General features: G+C 66.4%; 28 protein-coding genes. 27 read left to right on the top strand and 1 reads right to left on the bottom strand.

Going from position 1 to position 13,252, the window contains the following annotated elements:
* A partial coding sequence (locus B3587_RS06005) for a helix-turn-helix domain-containing protein (protein ID WP_292727166.1) occupies positions 1-318 on the bottom strand: 318 nt, incomplete at its 3' end.
* A 106-nt stretch (positions 319-424) separates the two neighbouring features.
* Here B3587_RS06005 and B3587_RS06000 point away from each other — a divergent pair.
* The 27 genes from B3587_RS06000 to B3587_RS05875 all read left to right on the top strand — a co-directional run bounded on the left by B3587_RS06000 (position 425) and on the right by B3587_RS05875 (position 12,860).
* A complete protein-coding gene (locus tag B3587_RS06000) occupies positions 425-622 on the top strand; it encodes a helix-turn-helix domain-containing protein (RefSeq protein ID WP_292727164.1) in 198 nt (65 codons plus the stop codon).
* Positions 619-1,377, top strand: coding sequence for a phage antirepressor (locus tag B3587_RS05995; RefSeq protein ID WP_292727162.1), 759 nt, complete (start codon positions 619-621; stop codon positions 1,375-1,377). Before B3587_RS06000 ends, B3587_RS05995 begins: the two co-directional genes overlap by 4 nt.
* Positions 1,374-1,694 (top strand): helix-turn-helix domain-containing protein, encoded by a 321-nt coding sequence (locus tag B3587_RS15895; RefSeq protein ID WP_414683117.1) that lies wholly within the window; start codon positions 1,374-1,376, stop codon positions 1,692-1,694. Before B3587_RS05995 ends, B3587_RS15895 begins: the two co-directional genes overlap by 4 nt.
* Positions 1,691-2,068 (top strand): hypothetical protein, encoded by a 378-nt coding sequence (locus B3587_RS05990; protein WP_292727160.1) that lies wholly within the window; start codon positions 1,691-1,693, stop codon positions 2,066-2,068. Before B3587_RS15895 ends, B3587_RS05990 begins: the two co-directional genes overlap by 4 nt.
* Positions 2,069-2,097: 29 nt before the next feature.
* Positions 2,098-2,532 carry a hypothetical protein gene (locus B3587_RS05985; RefSeq protein WP_292727158.1) on the top strand — a complete coding sequence of 145 codons (435 nt, stop codon included), beginning with the start codon at positions 2,098-2,100 and terminating at the stop codon, positions 2,530-2,532.
* A 117-nt stretch (positions 2,533-2,649) separates the two neighbouring features.
* Positions 2,650-3,027 carry a hypothetical protein gene (locus B3587_RS05980; protein ID WP_292727156.1) on the top strand — a complete coding sequence of 126 codons (378 nt, stop codon included), beginning with the start codon at positions 2,650-2,652 and terminating at the stop codon, positions 3,025-3,027.
* Positions 3,024-3,194, top strand: coding sequence for a hypothetical protein (locus B3587_RS05975; RefSeq protein WP_292727155.1), 171 nt, complete (start codon positions 3,024-3,026; stop codon positions 3,192-3,194). The genes B3587_RS05980 and B3587_RS05975 overlap by 4 nt, the downstream gene beginning before the upstream one ends.
* A complete protein-coding gene (locus tag B3587_RS05970) occupies positions 3,191-4,150 on the top strand; it encodes a hypothetical protein (protein ID WP_292727153.1) in 960 nt (319 codons plus the stop codon). The genes B3587_RS05975 and B3587_RS05970 overlap by 4 nt, the downstream gene beginning before the upstream one ends.
* Positions 4,143-4,892: a hypothetical protein gene (locus B3587_RS05965; protein WP_292727151.1), complete on the top strand. Its 750-nt coding sequence runs from the start codon at positions 4,143-4,145 to the stop codon at positions 4,890-4,892. Before B3587_RS05970 ends, B3587_RS05965 begins: the two co-directional genes overlap by 8 nt.
* Positions 4,892-5,362 carry a hypothetical protein gene (locus B3587_RS05960; protein ID WP_292727149.1) on the top strand — a complete coding sequence of 157 codons (471 nt, stop codon included), beginning with the start codon at positions 4,892-4,894 and terminating at the stop codon, positions 5,360-5,362. Before B3587_RS05965 ends, B3587_RS05960 begins: the two co-directional genes overlap by 1 nt.
* A complete protein-coding gene (locus tag B3587_RS05955; RefSeq protein WP_292727147.1) occupies positions 5,359-5,757 on the top strand; it encodes a hypothetical protein in 399 nt (132 codons plus the stop codon). Before B3587_RS05960 ends, B3587_RS05955 begins: the two co-directional genes overlap by 4 nt.
* 333 nt (positions 5,758-6,090) lie before the next feature.
* Entirely contained in the window at positions 6,091-6,741 is a 651-nt protein-coding gene (locus B3587_RS05950; protein WP_292727145.1) for a hypothetical protein, read from the top strand.
* Complete coding sequence (locus B3587_RS05945; RefSeq protein ID WP_194385162.1) at positions 6,725-7,066, top strand: helix-turn-helix domain-containing protein; 342 nt, start codon at positions 6,725-6,727, stop codon at positions 7,064-7,066. The genes B3587_RS05950 and B3587_RS05945 overlap by 17 nt, the downstream gene beginning before the upstream one ends.
* Positions 7,059-8,063 (top strand): helix-turn-helix transcriptional regulator, encoded by a 1,005-nt coding sequence (locus B3587_RS05940; RefSeq protein WP_292727141.1) that lies wholly within the window; start codon positions 7,059-7,061, stop codon positions 8,061-8,063. Before B3587_RS05945 ends, B3587_RS05940 begins: the two co-directional genes overlap by 8 nt.
* Positions 8,050-8,688: an NUMOD4 motif-containing HNH endonuclease gene (locus B3587_RS05935; protein WP_292727139.1), complete on the top strand. Its 639-nt coding sequence runs from the start codon at positions 8,050-8,052 to the stop codon at positions 8,686-8,688. Before B3587_RS05940 ends, B3587_RS05935 begins: the two co-directional genes overlap by 14 nt.
* On the top strand, positions 8,685-9,089 hold the full coding sequence (locus B3587_RS05930; RefSeq protein WP_292727137.1) for a hypothetical protein: 405 nt from the start codon (positions 8,685-8,687) through the stop codon (positions 9,087-9,089). Before B3587_RS05935 ends, B3587_RS05930 begins: the two co-directional genes overlap by 4 nt.
* Positions 9,076-9,252, top strand: a complete 177-nt coding sequence (locus B3587_RS05925) for a hypothetical protein (RefSeq protein ID WP_292727136.1) — start codon at positions 9,076-9,078, stop codon at positions 9,250-9,252. Before B3587_RS05930 ends, B3587_RS05925 begins: the two co-directional genes overlap by 14 nt.
* Positions 9,249-9,764, top strand: coding sequence for a DNA cytosine methyltransferase (locus tag B3587_RS05920; RefSeq protein ID WP_292727134.1), 516 nt, complete (start codon positions 9,249-9,251; stop codon positions 9,762-9,764). The genes B3587_RS05925 and B3587_RS05920 overlap by 4 nt, the downstream gene beginning before the upstream one ends.
* 55 nt (positions 9,765-9,819) lie before the next feature.
* On the top strand, positions 9,820-10,050 hold the full coding sequence (locus B3587_RS05915; protein ID WP_292727132.1) for a hypothetical protein: 231 nt from the start codon (positions 9,820-9,822) through the stop codon (positions 10,048-10,050).
* On the top strand, positions 10,047-10,328 hold the full coding sequence (locus tag B3587_RS05910) for a hypothetical protein (protein ID WP_292727130.1): 282 nt from the start codon (positions 10,047-10,049) through the stop codon (positions 10,326-10,328). Before B3587_RS05915 ends, B3587_RS05910 begins: the two co-directional genes overlap by 4 nt.
* Positions 10,325-10,624 carry a DUF7352 domain-containing protein gene (locus tag B3587_RS05905; RefSeq protein ID WP_292727128.1) on the top strand — a complete coding sequence of 100 codons (300 nt, stop codon included), beginning with the start codon at positions 10,325-10,327 and terminating at the stop codon, positions 10,622-10,624. The genes B3587_RS05910 and B3587_RS05905 overlap by 4 nt, the downstream gene beginning before the upstream one ends.
* On the top strand, positions 10,621-10,902 hold the full coding sequence (locus tag B3587_RS05900; protein ID WP_292727127.1) for a hypothetical protein: 282 nt from the start codon (positions 10,621-10,623) through the stop codon (positions 10,900-10,902). The genes B3587_RS05905 and B3587_RS05900 overlap by 4 nt, the downstream gene beginning before the upstream one ends.
* Positions 10,899-11,264, top strand: coding sequence for a hypothetical protein (locus B3587_RS05895; protein ID WP_292727125.1), 366 nt, complete (start codon positions 10,899-10,901; stop codon positions 11,262-11,264). The genes B3587_RS05900 and B3587_RS05895 overlap by 4 nt, the downstream gene beginning before the upstream one ends.
* On the top strand, positions 11,264-11,689 hold the full coding sequence (locus B3587_RS05890; RefSeq protein WP_292727123.1) for a hypothetical protein: 426 nt from the start codon (positions 11,264-11,266) through the stop codon (positions 11,687-11,689). The genes B3587_RS05895 and B3587_RS05890 overlap by 1 nt, the downstream gene beginning before the upstream one ends.
* Positions 11,682-12,077 (top strand): hypothetical protein, encoded by a 396-nt coding sequence (locus tag B3587_RS05885; RefSeq protein WP_292727121.1) that lies wholly within the window; start codon positions 11,682-11,684, stop codon positions 12,075-12,077. The genes B3587_RS05890 and B3587_RS05885 overlap by 8 nt, the downstream gene beginning before the upstream one ends.
* A complete protein-coding gene (locus B3587_RS05880; RefSeq protein ID WP_292727119.1) occupies positions 12,070-12,255 on the top strand; it encodes a hypothetical protein in 186 nt (61 codons plus the stop codon). The genes B3587_RS05885 and B3587_RS05880 overlap by 8 nt, the downstream gene beginning before the upstream one ends.
* 455 nt (positions 12,256-12,710) lie before the next feature.
* Positions 12,711-12,860 (top strand): hypothetical protein, encoded by a 150-nt coding sequence (locus B3587_RS05875; RefSeq protein ID WP_292727117.1) that lies wholly within the window; start codon positions 12,711-12,713, stop codon positions 12,858-12,860.
* Positions 12,861-13,252 lie beyond the last annotated feature (392 nt).

Here is a 13,252-nt window from a genome sequence, read left to right as displayed (position 1 = left end):
CACCGTGGATGTCGTCGGTTCGATCCCGGCAGGGCCCACAGGGGAAGGCGCGTTCGGGTCATCGACGACCAGGAACCAGTCGGCGGGGATGCCAGTGAGCAACTGCAGGCGCTTTGCGAGGGACGGCGCGTCGTTGAATCGCGGCGCAGAGCGTCCAGTCTCATAGGCGGCGAGCGTGCTCGCGGTGAGGTCGATGCGGGCGGCGAAGTCCTTCTGGCCGAGACCGGTGATGTCGCGTGCCTTGCGGATCTTGTCGCTGAATCCCCAGACGGGGAGAGTGCCGGGCTCGAAGGAGCGCTTGAGCTGCGAGGAGGTCATACCTGCATTATGCAGGGTTATGCAAACCTACGCAAGAGTCGGCAATATGCGACACGCCAGGAAAGTGACGTTGCATTAGCAAAGTTACGCATGCATACTTCACGACATGGAAGTTACGCATACGCAAGATCCCGACGAGCTCGTCACGGTCTCCGAAGCGGCTCGCATCGCGTTCCTCAGCGTTGACACGATCCGACGATACGCGGACAAGGGTGTTCTCGCTGTCGTCCGTACCCCGTCGAACCACCGCCGCTTTCGCCGCGCCGATGTCGAGGCACTGCTGAAGGCGCAGGCGTCAGCATGACCGCGTTGGATGTGTTCCAGTACGACGGCGCTGATGTCCGCACTGTCGTCATCGATGGCGAGCCTTGGTTTGTGGCCCGCGACGTGGCGGCAATCCTCGGATACGCGAACGCCGCAGACGCGATCAGCAAGCACTGCAAGGGGGTCGCGAATCACTACCCCCTTCAGACCGCGGGAGGAGCGCAACACGTGCGCATCATCTCCGAACCGGACATGCTCCGCCTGATCGTGAACAGCAAACTCCCTGCCGCCGAGCGTTTTGAGCAGTGGGTGTTCGAGGACGTGCTCCCGACGATCCGCAAGACGGGGCGATACGGGTCCGACGTGGACATGCTCACGGCGCTCCCATCCTCGAAGCTCCTCATGCTCGCCGCGGAAGCCGCCGAGCGTGCAGAAGCCGCGGAAGCGAAGATCGCGCTTGACGCACCAAAGGTGCTCTTCGCCGACTCCGTCGCCGCTTCAGAGGATTCCGTGCTCGTCGCACGCCTCGCGAACATCCTCAAGCAGAACGGGCTCGACATTGGTCAGAACCGCCTCTTCGAGCGGTTGCGTGAGGACGGGTACCTCTGCAAGGGCGGATCGAACCACAACCGGCCGACGCAGCGAGCGATGGACCGAGGCCTATTCGAGGTCATCGAGCGCACCGTGCACGGATCAGACGGAAGCCCGCGCATCAAGTTCACCCCGAAGGTGACCGGTAAGGGGCAGAACTACTTCGTCAACCGCTACGCCAGCGAGACGGCGGTGGCCTCGTGAGCGCCCCGCTGAGCGATGCCGAAATCGGCGAAGAAGTTCGCGCATTCCGAGACGCCGCTGGGATGTCGCAACAGGAACTTGCAACACGCATGAAGGACTGCGGATTCACGTGGGCACAAGCCACCGTCTGGGCCGTTGAGAGTGGCAACCGCTCATTGAGGTGGAGTGAGGGCGTGGTTCTCGGTCAGTTGATCGGGTTCGGAACATCGCCCGAAAACTCCGAAGTCGTTCGCGACGCGATCGCCTACCGACGAATCCTAGAGGTCGTTGGCAGTCGTGAGGCAAACGCCCAGCAGACGCAGGTAGGTGCCGCATGAACGCATCGACCGGACCCCAGCCCCGGGTCGAGGCGGAGGGGGTGGCCGCGCGCGTTGAGCGTCCCCAACGCGCTCCCCGCGCGGCCACCGTCATCACCACCCTGCTCGCGCTCCTCCCGGCGCTGGCGTTCTTCGCCGCGGACATCACCCGCATGACGATCGAGCGCGCCGCGGGCATGCCGGGGCTCCCGTCCGGGACCACTCTCCTCGGCCTCGGCTTCGCGGTCGCCTGGCTCTACGGCATCGGCGCGTTCCAGCGCCAGTTCTGGATCAGCGCGATCGCCTCACCCGAGCACCCCGAGTCCCTGTCACGCCTGGACCGTCTCGACGGTGTCGGCACGCACACGCCCCGCAACGCGCAGACCCACCCCTGAACCCGCTCACCGTCACGAAAGGCACGATCATGACGGACCACACCACCCACGACTCACCCCTCGGACTCTGGAAGTCCTTCGAACGGACCTCCCGCGTCGCGTGGACGATGCAGCGCATCAACACCCTCGCCACCCTCGCGACACAGCTCGAGCCGAACGACCGGGTCGACGCGGCCCGCGCGATATGGCTGGAGTACGTCGACGGCCACGGCACCAGCGACCTCGACCGTATAGGGGAAGCTCACATCCTCGCCGCGATATATCAGTGGCTCCCGAAGTCCGATGTCGTGAAGTTCGCCCGCAACGCATGGGGCGACAGGATGCTCGACGCGCACGCCCGAGACGACCTCCACATCTCCTGGTGGCCCGACGACTCGTCCGTGATCATCCAGCACACGACCCGCATCGGCACGGTCGCGACCCTCGTCCTCACTGAGACCTCCGCGACCGGCCGGCTCAGGTGATCGGCGTGATCTACGCGACGGCAATCGCCCTCGCGGTCGTCAGCTTTGCCCTGGCGACCCTCATCATCCACACCCACAAGCGACCGCGGCGACGCACCGCCGCAGAAGGAGAGTGACATGGGAGTCAAGCTGTCAGGCTCACTGCCGAAAGACGACGACGCGAACGGCATGGAGCGCCTCAACTCCCAGTTGATCCGCTACCCCGAGCGCCGGCACCTCGTGGTCATGGTCGTCGACACCGACCGCATCAACCAGAAGCACGACGGACGCGGCGGACTCCGCTCCGAACCGACCGCGGGCATCCTCTTCATCGAGCCAGTCACCGACGAGGAGGACGTCGACACCGTCTTGGACGTGATGAGCCGCGTCCGCGCCGAGCGTGTGGACGACGCCACCCTCGACTTCGACTTCGGTGTGGGCGACCAGTTCACGAAGGCCGCGAACGACCTCCGCACCGCGTCCGGCATCAGCTTCGACGAAGCGAGCAACGAGTGAGCCGGTGGGAAGCCGGCGACGCGCTCACCGTCGGGAAGATCCGCTGGCAGGTCATCGCCGTCATGCCCAGCGGGCCGAACCCTGTCCGCCTCATGGCGCTCAACACCATGACGAAGCGGACGTGGGCGACCACTCATCGGAACCTTCCGCGAAAGGTGGCGGCATGAACATCGGACACATCATCGTCCCAGGCGACGCGCCCCGCGAGCTGTGGTCGGCGGAGCGCGGCGAAGGCGTCACCGCGTCGGAGGCGCTGGCGGTCGCGCGCGGCGGACTCAAGGCACGCCAGGCGATCGCGGAGCGGAAGATGAACGGCTCCACGTTCCACGGCAACGCCGCGACCAGGGCCGGCAGCGCACGCGAAGCCGCGCTGCTCGACGAGGCGATGGAGATCATTCCCGGCATCGAGCCCAACTCGGCGCTGTGGGGCGCGCACGACAACGACCTGCACCGCGCAACCCCGGACGGCATCGGCACCGACGAAGAGGGGAACTTGCTTGTCGTCGAGGTCAAGTCTCACGAATGGGGCTGGGAGCACGACACCATCCCGGCAGACCACCGCGCACAGCTTCAGTGGCAGATGCACGTCGTGGGCGCCGACTATGCGCTCTACGGCTTTGAGGTCCGCGACGAAGGCGACCAGCCCCCGATCGAGGGAGCGCAGTGGATTCGCGTCGACCGCGACGAGGAAATGATCGAGTGGCTCGTCGACCGAGCTGACGCTTTCATCTCGTGGCGCAACGACGGATGCCCGGCCGTCGATGACCTCCCGGACGACGTCGCTTCCGCGCTCGATGAATGGGCGCCGCTCAAGCGCGAGCTCGACGCGCTCGCGAAGCGCGAGAAGGCCGCAGCGGCGGCGCTCAGGAAAGCCACCGCGGACCTGCCGCACGTCGAGCGGTTCGGAACCGTCGGCATGGGTGAGGCCGGGGGATTCCAGATCAGCGTCGCCGAGATCGTCTCCATCGACGAAGAGAGGTGGAAGGAAGACGACCCCACCGGTCACGCTGCGATCCAGCAGGCGCGCGCCGCCCTCGCCGTGGCCGAGGCGAAGGCGAAGCGCCTCTATCCGAAGATCACCCGCCGCCCGTCACTGCGATTCCAGGAGGCCACCAGTGTCTGACACCGACACCATCCACCCCGAGCTGAAGACCATCGGCGACGTTGAGCGCATCGTCCACGCCTCCGGCGTCTGGGATGGCACGTCCCCGGTCGAGTTCTCCGACGACGGCGAGACCTGGCGCGAGGCATGGGCACCCACGATCGTCGGCGAGGGCGATGAGGTCCAGATCGTGCAGGCACACCCGGAGTTCGCGCGCGTCACCGTCTACCGCAAGGACGTCCGGGTGCCCACGACGGTCACGATCCGGTGGGACGAGCAGGTGCCCGTCGAGAACGAGGAGTGGTCGGAGAACTGGCACCGCTCGCCCATGCGACACTTCGGCCGCACCGCCCGCATGGTCGGATTCCGGCAGACGTTCCGCGACCTCCTGGGGGACATCCGCATCCCCGACGAGCACCAGCCGCCCGCCGAGCCCGATGTCGTAGAGCGCGACTGGGCCGCGGAGTTCGAAGCGGCAGACACCCCCGAGGCGATCGAGGACCTCGGAAAGTGGGCACGCGCCGCGCGGGCCTTCACCCCGGACGCGGACGGCACAGCGCTGCACCGTGCATGGCGCGACCGTCGCAAGCAGCTCAACGACGCCGCCTGGCGCACCGAGGCGCCGGAGCTCTCACCCGATGAGCTCGACCGGCACCACGCGTTCTTCGGAGACCCGGCCCGGGTCGCTGCCCCGCAGGATCACCGTCCCCCGCAGAACCGTGCACAGCGCCGCGCGGCGGGGCGAAAGAAGGGCCGCCGCTGATGACCGACGTGAACCCGATCACTGGCGAGGTCGAGGAGCCGGAGCACATCCCCGGCACCGACACCGAGCTGGTGCCGTTGAACCTCTCGGCCATGAGCGAGGACGAGCTGATCGCGCTGTTCCCGACGCCCGTCCAGGCCGCCGGAGCGCTCATGTACGCGCGAAACGTAGCCCGCCGCGCACCCGCCGCGCTAGACACGTACCGCCGCAAGCTCAAGACCGCAGAGCGCGACCTGACCGTGGCGCTCGCACTCGGCGCGGAGAAGATCCTCGAGGTCTATCCGCGGATGCCGATGGGGGAGCGCCGTGACCTCGCGCGCGCGATCGATGACCGTGTGAAGGATGCACAGCTCGCCGCCGACACGGCGTGGCTGGAGATGGAGTACGCCCGCGACTTCGACCGCATGATCGGCCGGGACATCGACATCCTGCGATCACTGAACGCCAATCTGCGGGGTGAGCAGCGATGAGCAAGCCGACCACGGCCGTTCGCGACAGCACCTACGAGCGGGACATGCACCGGTGCGTGTCGTGCGGCGTCATGGTCGCGCTCTCGTTTCAGCACCGCCGAGCGGTCGGTAACGGAGGGTCGAAGATCCGCCCCACCTGTGAGGACGGGCTGACCCTCTGCGTGCTCTGCAACAACCGCGCCGAGCACGTGCTGCAAGCGCGAGCGCTCTACTTCGGATGGAAGGTGCGCCGGTGGGTGAAGGACCCCTCGCGCGTGCCCGTCTACTACCCGCACGAGTTCGGGTGGTTCCGGCTCGTCGGCACCCGCCGAGAGAAGATCACCGCCGGCGCGGCGCACGAGATGATGCGCGATGTCTACGGCGACGAGCACGAGACGTGGAGGGCAGCCGCATGAGCATGCCCGAGTTTGCGATGACCTACGTCGTGTTCTGGCCCGAGCGCAACGTGCTCAAGGTCGGCCGCGCATGGAGGTTCAACCGCGTCCACCGGATGACCCGCACCGGCGGACACATCATCATCCTCGCCAGAGGCACCGACGCCACCTGGGAACGCGAAGCACTCCGCACACTCCGCCGATGGTTCCCGCAGGCCTTCCGCAACGAGACCGAAGCTACCGGACTCCTGCTGATGGGCCGCGGCTGGTCGGAGTGCTTCCAGGTCGACGAGCACCACCTACAGCTCGCCGTCGACCTGTGCATCGAGGGATTCGCGAGAGGGAACGAGCAAGGTGTCAACGACGAAGAGCGTCCAGAGGAAGATCACGACACAGGATCTGGAGTTCCCCGGGTACCTACGAGCACCGCACGCAGCGAAGACGACAGCACTCGGCCTGTGGCTGCACACGGACGGACTCGGCCGCCGGCAACTCATCCCGGAGCTGATCGCCGCAGCGATCTACCCGGGCGAAGCCGCGACCGAGACGGTCATCGAGCACCTGCTGATGCTCGAGGAGTCCGGCTTCCTGGAGATGTACTCGGCGGACGGCGAGGAGTGGATCGCACTGCGGCGACCGCTGAAGCTCGACGCCCGCACTGCATGGTCGAACTGCCCCGACCCACCCCTTCGCGAACGTTCGCGAAGCTTCGCGGCTGTGGGGGGAGCGCGGGCGAGGGCGCGGGAGCGAATGCGAGACGAGGACCGGGAGCGCGCGGGGGAATGGGCCGAGTGGCGCGAGGAGCAGGAGCGTACGCCCCTGCCGCCGCGACCTCGCCTGCTGGACGCCCCGCCCATCGGATGCCCAGATCACCCCAATGGCCGCTTCGAGGACTGCGGGAAGTGCGGGACTGCTCGCCGCCAGCACGACAGATGGCTCGCTCAGCAGCGATACGAGGACCAGCTCACGAAAGCGATGGAGGATGACGATGGACAGCCGTTCTGACCGATTCCTGGAGCTCGAAGCGTCCGGGGCGTCTTCCGCGGAGATCGCGGGCATCCTCGGTGTCTCGACTCGCACGGTGACCAGGTGGCGTCACGACGCTGGCTGTAGCCACGCGCCAGCGGCGAACGTCCGGGACATGTCGGTGCGGGAGCGGGCGCGGCGCCTTCTCGACGATGGGGCGTCGTTCGCCGATGCCGCAGCGACGGTCGGGGTGGCCCGGTCGACGTTGCGGCGCTGGTTCCCCGACGTGCCCGCATGGACTCGCTCGCAGACCGGCCAGTGGTCGGTGCTGCTCCGCCAGGGTGAGGCGGTGCTTCATGGGTGACCGGGTCTGCATCCGTGGCTGCATGCAACGCCAGCACTTCGCTGACTGCCCCGACTACGGCAAAGACGACGGCACGTGCCGCGGCTGCGTCCCCGCAGAAGCCCGTGACGGGTCACTGATCTGTGACCGCTGCTTTGGCCGCACCCGCCGCATGATCACCGACGCCCCCGACCTCCTCGGCCGCATCCGTTCCCTGGGTGACCCGACGAAGGCACGCGCCTACGACCAGGTCGGCACTGGTGCGGCCCGGAACGTCGAGGCGCCGGCCCCGATCCCCGCCGACCTCATCGACGCCGGTGACGCGATCGCCGGGACTCTCCGCGCCTGGGCATCCATGCTCGAGCACCGCGGATGGGACTCCCGCGGCCTCCCAGCCGGCGCTGACGCCGCCGACGCCTACGAGGAAGCACAGGGGAACGCATCGGTCATCCTCGACGAGCTCCCGAAGCTCGCGAACGACCAGGACATGATCATCGCCCTCACCGCCGCCGCCCTCGATCTCCACCCGGCCGTCGACGGCATCCGGGAGCGCTGGTCGATCGCTGACGCGATGTACCGGTGGAACGTCGAACGCCCCACGGAAGCATTCGTCGAGATCCAGGAAGACACCGAGGAGATCCGTGTCGGCGGGGTGTCGGAGTGGAGGAATCCGCTTCTGACGCGCCGTGAGGCCGCCGGGCTGGTCGGTGTCTCCGAGCCGACGCTGCGCCGATGGGTGCGCGACGGGGACCTCACCCCGGCGGCGACATTGCGGGTCGGGTCGAGCAAGCACACGTGGTTCCGGTCGAACGCCGTCCGCGAAGCCGCATCCGTGGTCGAGGCGCGCCGCGGCAAGAAGAAGGAGGCCCAAATGAAGTGCCCCGAGTGCCGGGATGGGAAGCCGCAGAACTGCATCGGCTGGACCCTCGACGGCGACGACAACGAGGTCCCCTGCGAGGGCGCCTCATCCGATCATCAGTTCTGTGCTTTGGAGGAGGAAACCGATGCAGACCACTGAATCGACACTCAAGGCCGACTTCCTCGCCGCACGCACCGCCCGTGGAATCAGCCTCAAGAACGCGGCGAAGGAGATCGGCTGCGCGTTCTCGCTCATCGTCCGCATGAACCGCGGCGTCAGCATCTCGCCCGAGTCTGAGGCTCGCATCCGAGAGTGGACCGATCGACAGCCAAATACCCCCGCCGATCACATCCCCGGTGAAGAGTGGCGCCCCGTCATCGGATGGGAGGGCATCTACGAGGTGTCGGATCACGGTCGGGTTCGGAGCGTCGAGCGGACTATCCCGCACGGGTCAGGATTTCCGATGGTCCGAGTCAGTCACGTTCTCCGCCCAGGGTCGCTCCGCAAGGCCGGGCATCAGCTCGTCTGCCTCATGGATGGCGTCGGCGGTCGCAAGCAGTCCCGGTACGTGCATCAGCTCGTGCTCGAGGCTTTCGTCGGCCCCATGCCCGAGGGGATGGAGGGCTGCCACTACGACGGTGACCCGCGGAACAACCGTCTCGAGAACCTGCGGTGGGACACGCACGCCGCCAACATGCAGGACGCCCTGCGGCACGGCACCCACCCGGGACTGAGGAAGCGCGTGGCTACCAACCAGGCCAACAGGGGTTCGGAGGAATCATGAGCATTGGAATCACTCGACCGAATGGGTCGGTCTATCGGCCTCGCAAAATCCGCACGCAGTTGCTCGGGAACGAGGACGAGACGAACGCGGTCGTCGTTCTCGGCACTCACGACCTGGCGGATGCGCGGGTGCGCGCTCAGGCGGAGGTGAAGAAGCTCAACAGCGGCATCGACTACCAGTTCTTCATCCGACCGAGTGACCGCGGAAAGAGGGTCTGGTACCGACAGAAGCTCTGGGGCTTCCACGAGGATTCTCCGCTCTACGGCTTCGAGGTGGATGAGGAGCGCGGAGTGGCTGGTGTGGAGTTCGACATCATCACAGAGTTCGACCTGGACGATGCTTGCCTCGACGAGTTCGACGCTCCTGAGGCCAACAGGGGGTCAGGCGATGGACTTTCTTGAGTTCGCGGTGTCGGTCGGAGCGCTCGTGTTCCTCGGCTCGATCCTCGCGATGGGGGTGGTCTGGTGGGCGTACTTCTGTTCCGAGGTGGTGCCCCGCTGGCTGCGTGATGCGCGGGTGAGACGGACCGCTAAACGCCAGGCCAACAGGGGGTCGGACTCATGAAGCTCCTCGACCTCTGCTGCCGCGCCGGCGGCGCATCTACGGGATACCACCGTGCCGGATTCGACGAGATCGTGGGATGGGACCTCGAGCCCATCGACGACTACCCGTTCGAGCTCGTCGTCGGCGACATCACCACCATCACCCCGGACTACCTCGACGGATTCGACGCGGTCCACATCAGCCCACCGTGCCAGTCGCAGACGGCTCTCACGAAGGGCACGAACAAGGGCCGCGAGTACCCCAACCTGATCCCGTTCGCACGTGAGCTCGTGACCGCATGGGGTGGGCCGGCGGTGATCGAGAACGTGCAGGGTTCGGAGTTGCGGCGCGACATGACCCTCTGTGGGGAGATGTTCGGGCTCAACGTGATCCGGCACCGGTACTTCGAGTTCCACGGATGGCCGGCACCCACCCAGCCTGCTCAGAACCTCGCCGAAGCGATCCCGCCGGCGTACACCGAGCACATTGGTCGCGCGCTGCTCGCGACCATCACAGAGGAGAAGGCCGCATGACCACACCACCCATCCAAGAGGATGGCCGCTCATGAGGCGTCGCAAGGTCGAGACGATGACCCGCGCCGACATCGGGAAGCGCATCACGTTCACCAGCCTGAGCGGGCGCACCGTCGAGGGGCAGGTGCGAGCTTTCACGCATGGTGTGTTCAGCAACAACACCAAGGACGAGGTGGACGTGCCGCTCGTCGGCATCAGCGTATACGCCCTCCGATCACACGAGCACCACTGGGCCACGCCGGAAACGCTGGCCGAGTTCAGGACCAACGAAGGAGAGAAGCAATGAGCGCGAACGAGATCGCGAAGATGCCCGCGACAACCTCAGTGGAGGTGGAGATCCGCTTCACCGAGGAACGCATCGGCTTGTACTTTGTCGACGCTCAGATGGCGCAGTGGGAAGAAGACCTCGGCACGCGAGCCGAGTACCCGACCCGAGCCGCCCTGGTCGACGAGATCCGATCGGCGATCGAAGACGTGGCCGATGAGCTCGCGGAGACGCTGGTTGCCGACATGGAGCGCCGCGAGTCGGAAGCTACAGATCGCGGCAATGGGGGTGCGGAATGAGGACCATCTGGAAGTACCAGATCAACTACTTCCGGGAGACGGTCGGCACCTTCCAGATGCCGGGTGGCGCACGGTTTGTGCATGCCGCCGCGGAGGTCATCGACCCGGGATCTCTCGAAGAGAAAGCCGTGTCGCTGTGGTTCGAGGTCGACCCGGAAGCGGGGAAGGAGTTCCGCGTGTTCGAACTGTTCGGCACCGGGCACGACATCCCGGACGGTGCCGGCGAATACCGGGCCACCGTCGTCGCGCCGCCGCTGGTGCTGCACGTCTACGAGCGGGAGGGGTCTGGTTCATGAGCACCGAGACGAAGCATGCCGAGCACGTGAAGGTTGACGCGTACGCCGCCGACTGTCTCGAAGGAGAGTGCGAGCACGTCAACGAATGGGGCGAGGGTGACCTCGAGCTCTGCCCGGTCATCAAGTTCGACACCTGCATCGACTGCATGGACGAAGCCGGCGCGGGTCGCGACCCGGAGGGGTGGGAGGAATGGCCTCTCAACGCGTGGCCGCATCCCGGGTCGGCCGGGTGGACCGAGACGGCACCGGAGCCCCGGATCTTCAAGGAGTCGCTATGAGCACCGAAGACGAGTACACGCCCACCACCGAAGAGGTGCGCGCCGACCACGCACGATCCCTCACCTATCCGAAATTCGTCTCGCCCATCCGGGCGCGCCAGTTCGATCGCTGGCTGGCGTGCCTGTTGGAGGGGGAGCGTGCCCGCGCACGCACCGAGACCGACAGCACTCTCGCTTGGATCGAGCGCGTGCTGCAAGGGGCACACCGGGCGAAGGACTCCGACTATGCCGAAGGCGTGCTCGACACTCTGATCGCGGTCCGCAAGATGCTCGTGTGGGGCGGCGCAGACGATGTGCCCGTGACCGCACTACTCGAGAGGGCTGAGATCTCAACCACCGACCACACGAACAGGAGCGAGTGATGTTCAACGACCCTAAGAGGAAGCCGCTGATTGTGGACTCCACGTTCGTCACGGTGCCCGTTTCTCGCGGGGCCGAAGTCGCGATCATGGAATGGGTTGCCGACAACATCAGCTCTCTGGAAGAGAAGCTTCACCCTCTGGGCCTGACACCCGGCGATCTAGCGGCCCCGGAATGGCGGCGACTCGTCTACTACGACGAGGCGCTGTCCTTCGCCGACCGCATGGTCATGCGATCGATCGATGCGATGGAAGCGCAGAAGGCTGAAGACGAAGAGCGAAAGAAGAGCCGCGACCCCTACGCCGAGTGTCGCTGCAACCACGGGCGACACACCCACGTCGCCTACACCGGAGCGTGCGGGTTGTGCGACTGCCCCGCCGTCCGAACGCTCGACTCCCAACCGACGGAAGGGGCGACCAATGGCTGACTTCATACTCGACGCAGAATCACTGTGCAGCAAGTGGGGGTTCGGCGACGGTGATGCACTCGACGACTGGTGGTGGGACACCTACGACGATGACTCGCCCGCCAACAGCGACGACATCCTTCACGCGCTCGTGGTCGAGTACCTCGTGCCACGGATGCGCGACGCGGGCTGGTATCCCGTGCTCACCCGCATCGAGACCAACCACAACACCGTGCGCGCAGAGACGCTCAACGGTGCGCCCGTCGACTGGTACGACAGCGATGGTGCGCATTTCCAGCATCCGATCGTCGTGACGGTCACGCGAGAGCAAATCGAACAGATGGCTCAACGGATCACGGTCGCACCGATCGGCTACAGATCGACCGGACCTGGGACTTCCGATGGCTGACGTGACCTGCACCGGCTGCGGCCAAACCGTCACCGAGGACGAGAACGACCCCGCCCTCGGGTCGAAGCTCACCACCCACATCGGTGCCTGCGACACCCACGAATGGCAGAAGCCCTGCAAGCACACCGGACCCTGCTGGCGGACAGGCGACACGCCGAAAGATGCGGGCGCGTCGTGACACCACCTATGAACAGTTCTCGATTAGGGTGGACCCTGCGGGGTCACCGACCCTACTGAAGCCTCCAACCCACACCGGGTCGGGGGCTTCGGTCGTTCAGGGCATCGTGCCGCCCCGAACGACACCAGCCCCACCGGGCGCGCGAACACACCTCGAGCGCCTTCGCAGTCGCAGACGTGTCGGTGGGGCACACTCTCTCGTCCTCGACATGGCCGGTCGACCTGGTCCCGGCAGATCGAGGCAAGGGCCGCACTCGCTGGCGGCCACACCGGCGCTGTCGTCGCCGGAACGCGGGGTGGGTGCCGGCTTAGGGTACCGGCCACCCACCCCGCCTCACACACGGGAGGCTCAACGATGAGCACACTCCGAGCACTCGCGATCGTGGGTGCCTGGTTGGTAGGCCTCGCCGCGGTCACCTACTGCCTCAACGAGCTCGCCCGAGCGATGGGGATCACATGAGACGCCGCATCGAGGACATCGTCGCCGAACAGGCCGACCCGCCCGACCTGCCGTACGAGTGCGCCTACTGCGAGAAGCGCCACAAGTACCGTGTCGTCGCCGCGAACTGCTGCGACCCGATCAGCTTCGAACTCGGATACGACTGACCCAGGGGGCGGGGGCAAGAGACCCACAGGGGGAGCCCATGCCGAACCGAGACACCGGCCCCGACCCTGAACCATCAGGCAGGGAACGCCAACGACTCCTCCGCATCGTCTGCCCCCCAGGCGCCGAGTGCTGGCTATGCCGAGGCAAGCGAGGCCCCATCAGATGGGGACTACGACCACGCCACCCACTCGGCCCCAGCATGGACCACGTAGTACCCCGCTCCAAGGGCGGCTACTGGCACCTCACCAACCTTCGTCCATCACATTACGGATGCAACAGCGCACGAAGAGACCGCGAACCACCACCCCAGGCCGGCATCCGCTCCCGCACCTGGTAGGCCCGCACCCGGGAAACAACATCGATTTTTTCCCACCCCCGACCACGAGACACA

Source organism: Microbacterium sp. UBA837, from assembly GCF_002296025.1.
Lineage (GTDB): Bacteria > Actinomycetota > Actinomycetes > Actinomycetales > Microbacteriaceae > Microbacterium.
The sequence above is the reverse complement of the archived record's forward strand: the minus strand, read 5'-3'. Positions and strand labels throughout refer to the sequence as shown.

Coding starts and splice junctions, on each gene's coding strand:
- B3587_RS06000 (WP_292727164.1), top strand. CDS start 425: ATGGAAGTTACGCATACGCAAGATCCCGACGAGCTCGTCACGGTCTCC.
- B3587_RS05995 (WP_292727162.1), top strand. CDS start 619: ATGACCGCGTTGGATGTGTTCCAGTACGACGGCGCTGATGTCCGCACT.
- B3587_RS05990 (WP_292727160.1), top strand. CDS start 1,691: ATGAACGCATCGACCGGACCCCAGCCCCGGGTCGAGGCGGAGGGGGTG.
- B3587_RS05985 (WP_292727158.1), top strand. CDS start 2,098: ATGACGGACCACACCACCCACGACTCACCCCTCGGACTCTGGAAGTCC.
- B3587_RS05980 (WP_292727156.1), top strand. CDS start 2,650: ATGGGAGTCAAGCTGTCAGGCTCACTGCCGAAAGACGACGACGCGAAC.
- B3587_RS05970 (WP_292727153.1), top strand. CDS start 3,191: ATGAACATCGGACACATCATCGTCCCAGGCGACGCGCCCCGCGAGCTG.
- B3587_RS05960 (WP_292727149.1), top strand. CDS start 4,892: ATGACCGACGTGAACCCGATCACTGGCGAGGTCGAGGAGCCGGAGCAC.
- B3587_RS05955 (WP_292727147.1), top strand. CDS start 5,359: ATGAGCAAGCCGACCACGGCCGTTCGCGACAGCACCTACGAGCGGGAC.
- B3587_RS05945 (WP_194385162.1), top strand. CDS start 6,725: ATGGACAGCCGTTCTGACCGATTCCTGGAGCTCGAAGCGTCCGGGGCG.
- B3587_RS05940 (WP_292727141.1), top strand. CDS start 7,059: ATGGGTGACCGGGTCTGCATCCGTGGCTGCATGCAACGCCAGCACTTC.
- B3587_RS05935 (WP_292727139.1), top strand. CDS start 8,050: ATGCAGACCACTGAATCGACACTCAAGGCCGACTTCCTCGCCGCACGC.
- B3587_RS05930 (WP_292727137.1), top strand. CDS start 8,685: ATGAGCATTGGAATCACTCGACCGAATGGGTCGGTCTATCGGCCTCGC.
- B3587_RS05925 (WP_292727136.1), top strand. CDS start 9,076: ATGGACTTTCTTGAGTTCGCGGTGTCGGTCGGAGCGCTCGTGTTCCTC.
- B3587_RS05920 (WP_292727134.1), top strand. CDS start 9,249: ATGAAGCTCCTCGACCTCTGCTGCCGCGCCGGCGGCGCATCTACGGGA.
- B3587_RS05915 (WP_292727132.1), top strand. CDS start 9,820: ATGACCCGCGCCGACATCGGGAAGCGCATCACGTTCACCAGCCTGAGC.
- B3587_RS05910 (WP_292727130.1), top strand. CDS start 10,047: ATGAGCGCGAACGAGATCGCGAAGATGCCCGCGACAACCTCAGTGGAG.
- B3587_RS05905 (WP_292727128.1), top strand. CDS start 10,325: ATGAGGACCATCTGGAAGTACCAGATCAACTACTTCCGGGAGACGGTC.
- B3587_RS05900 (WP_292727127.1), top strand. CDS start 10,621: ATGAGCACCGAGACGAAGCATGCCGAGCACGTGAAGGTTGACGCGTAC.
- B3587_RS05895 (WP_292727125.1), top strand. CDS start 10,899: ATGAGCACCGAAGACGAGTACACGCCCACCACCGAAGAGGTGCGCGCC.
- B3587_RS05890 (WP_292727123.1), top strand. CDS start 11,264: ATGTTCAACGACCCTAAGAGGAAGCCGCTGATTGTGGACTCCACGTTC.
- B3587_RS05885 (WP_292727121.1), top strand. CDS start 11,682: ATGGCTGACTTCATACTCGACGCAGAATCACTGTGCAGCAAGTGGGGG.
- B3587_RS05880 (WP_292727119.1), top strand. CDS start 12,070: ATGGCTGACGTGACCTGCACCGGCTGCGGCCAAACCGTCACCGAGGAC.
- B3587_RS05875 (WP_292727117.1), top strand. CDS start 12,711: ATGAGACGCCGCATCGAGGACATCGTCGCCGAACAGGCCGACCCGCCC.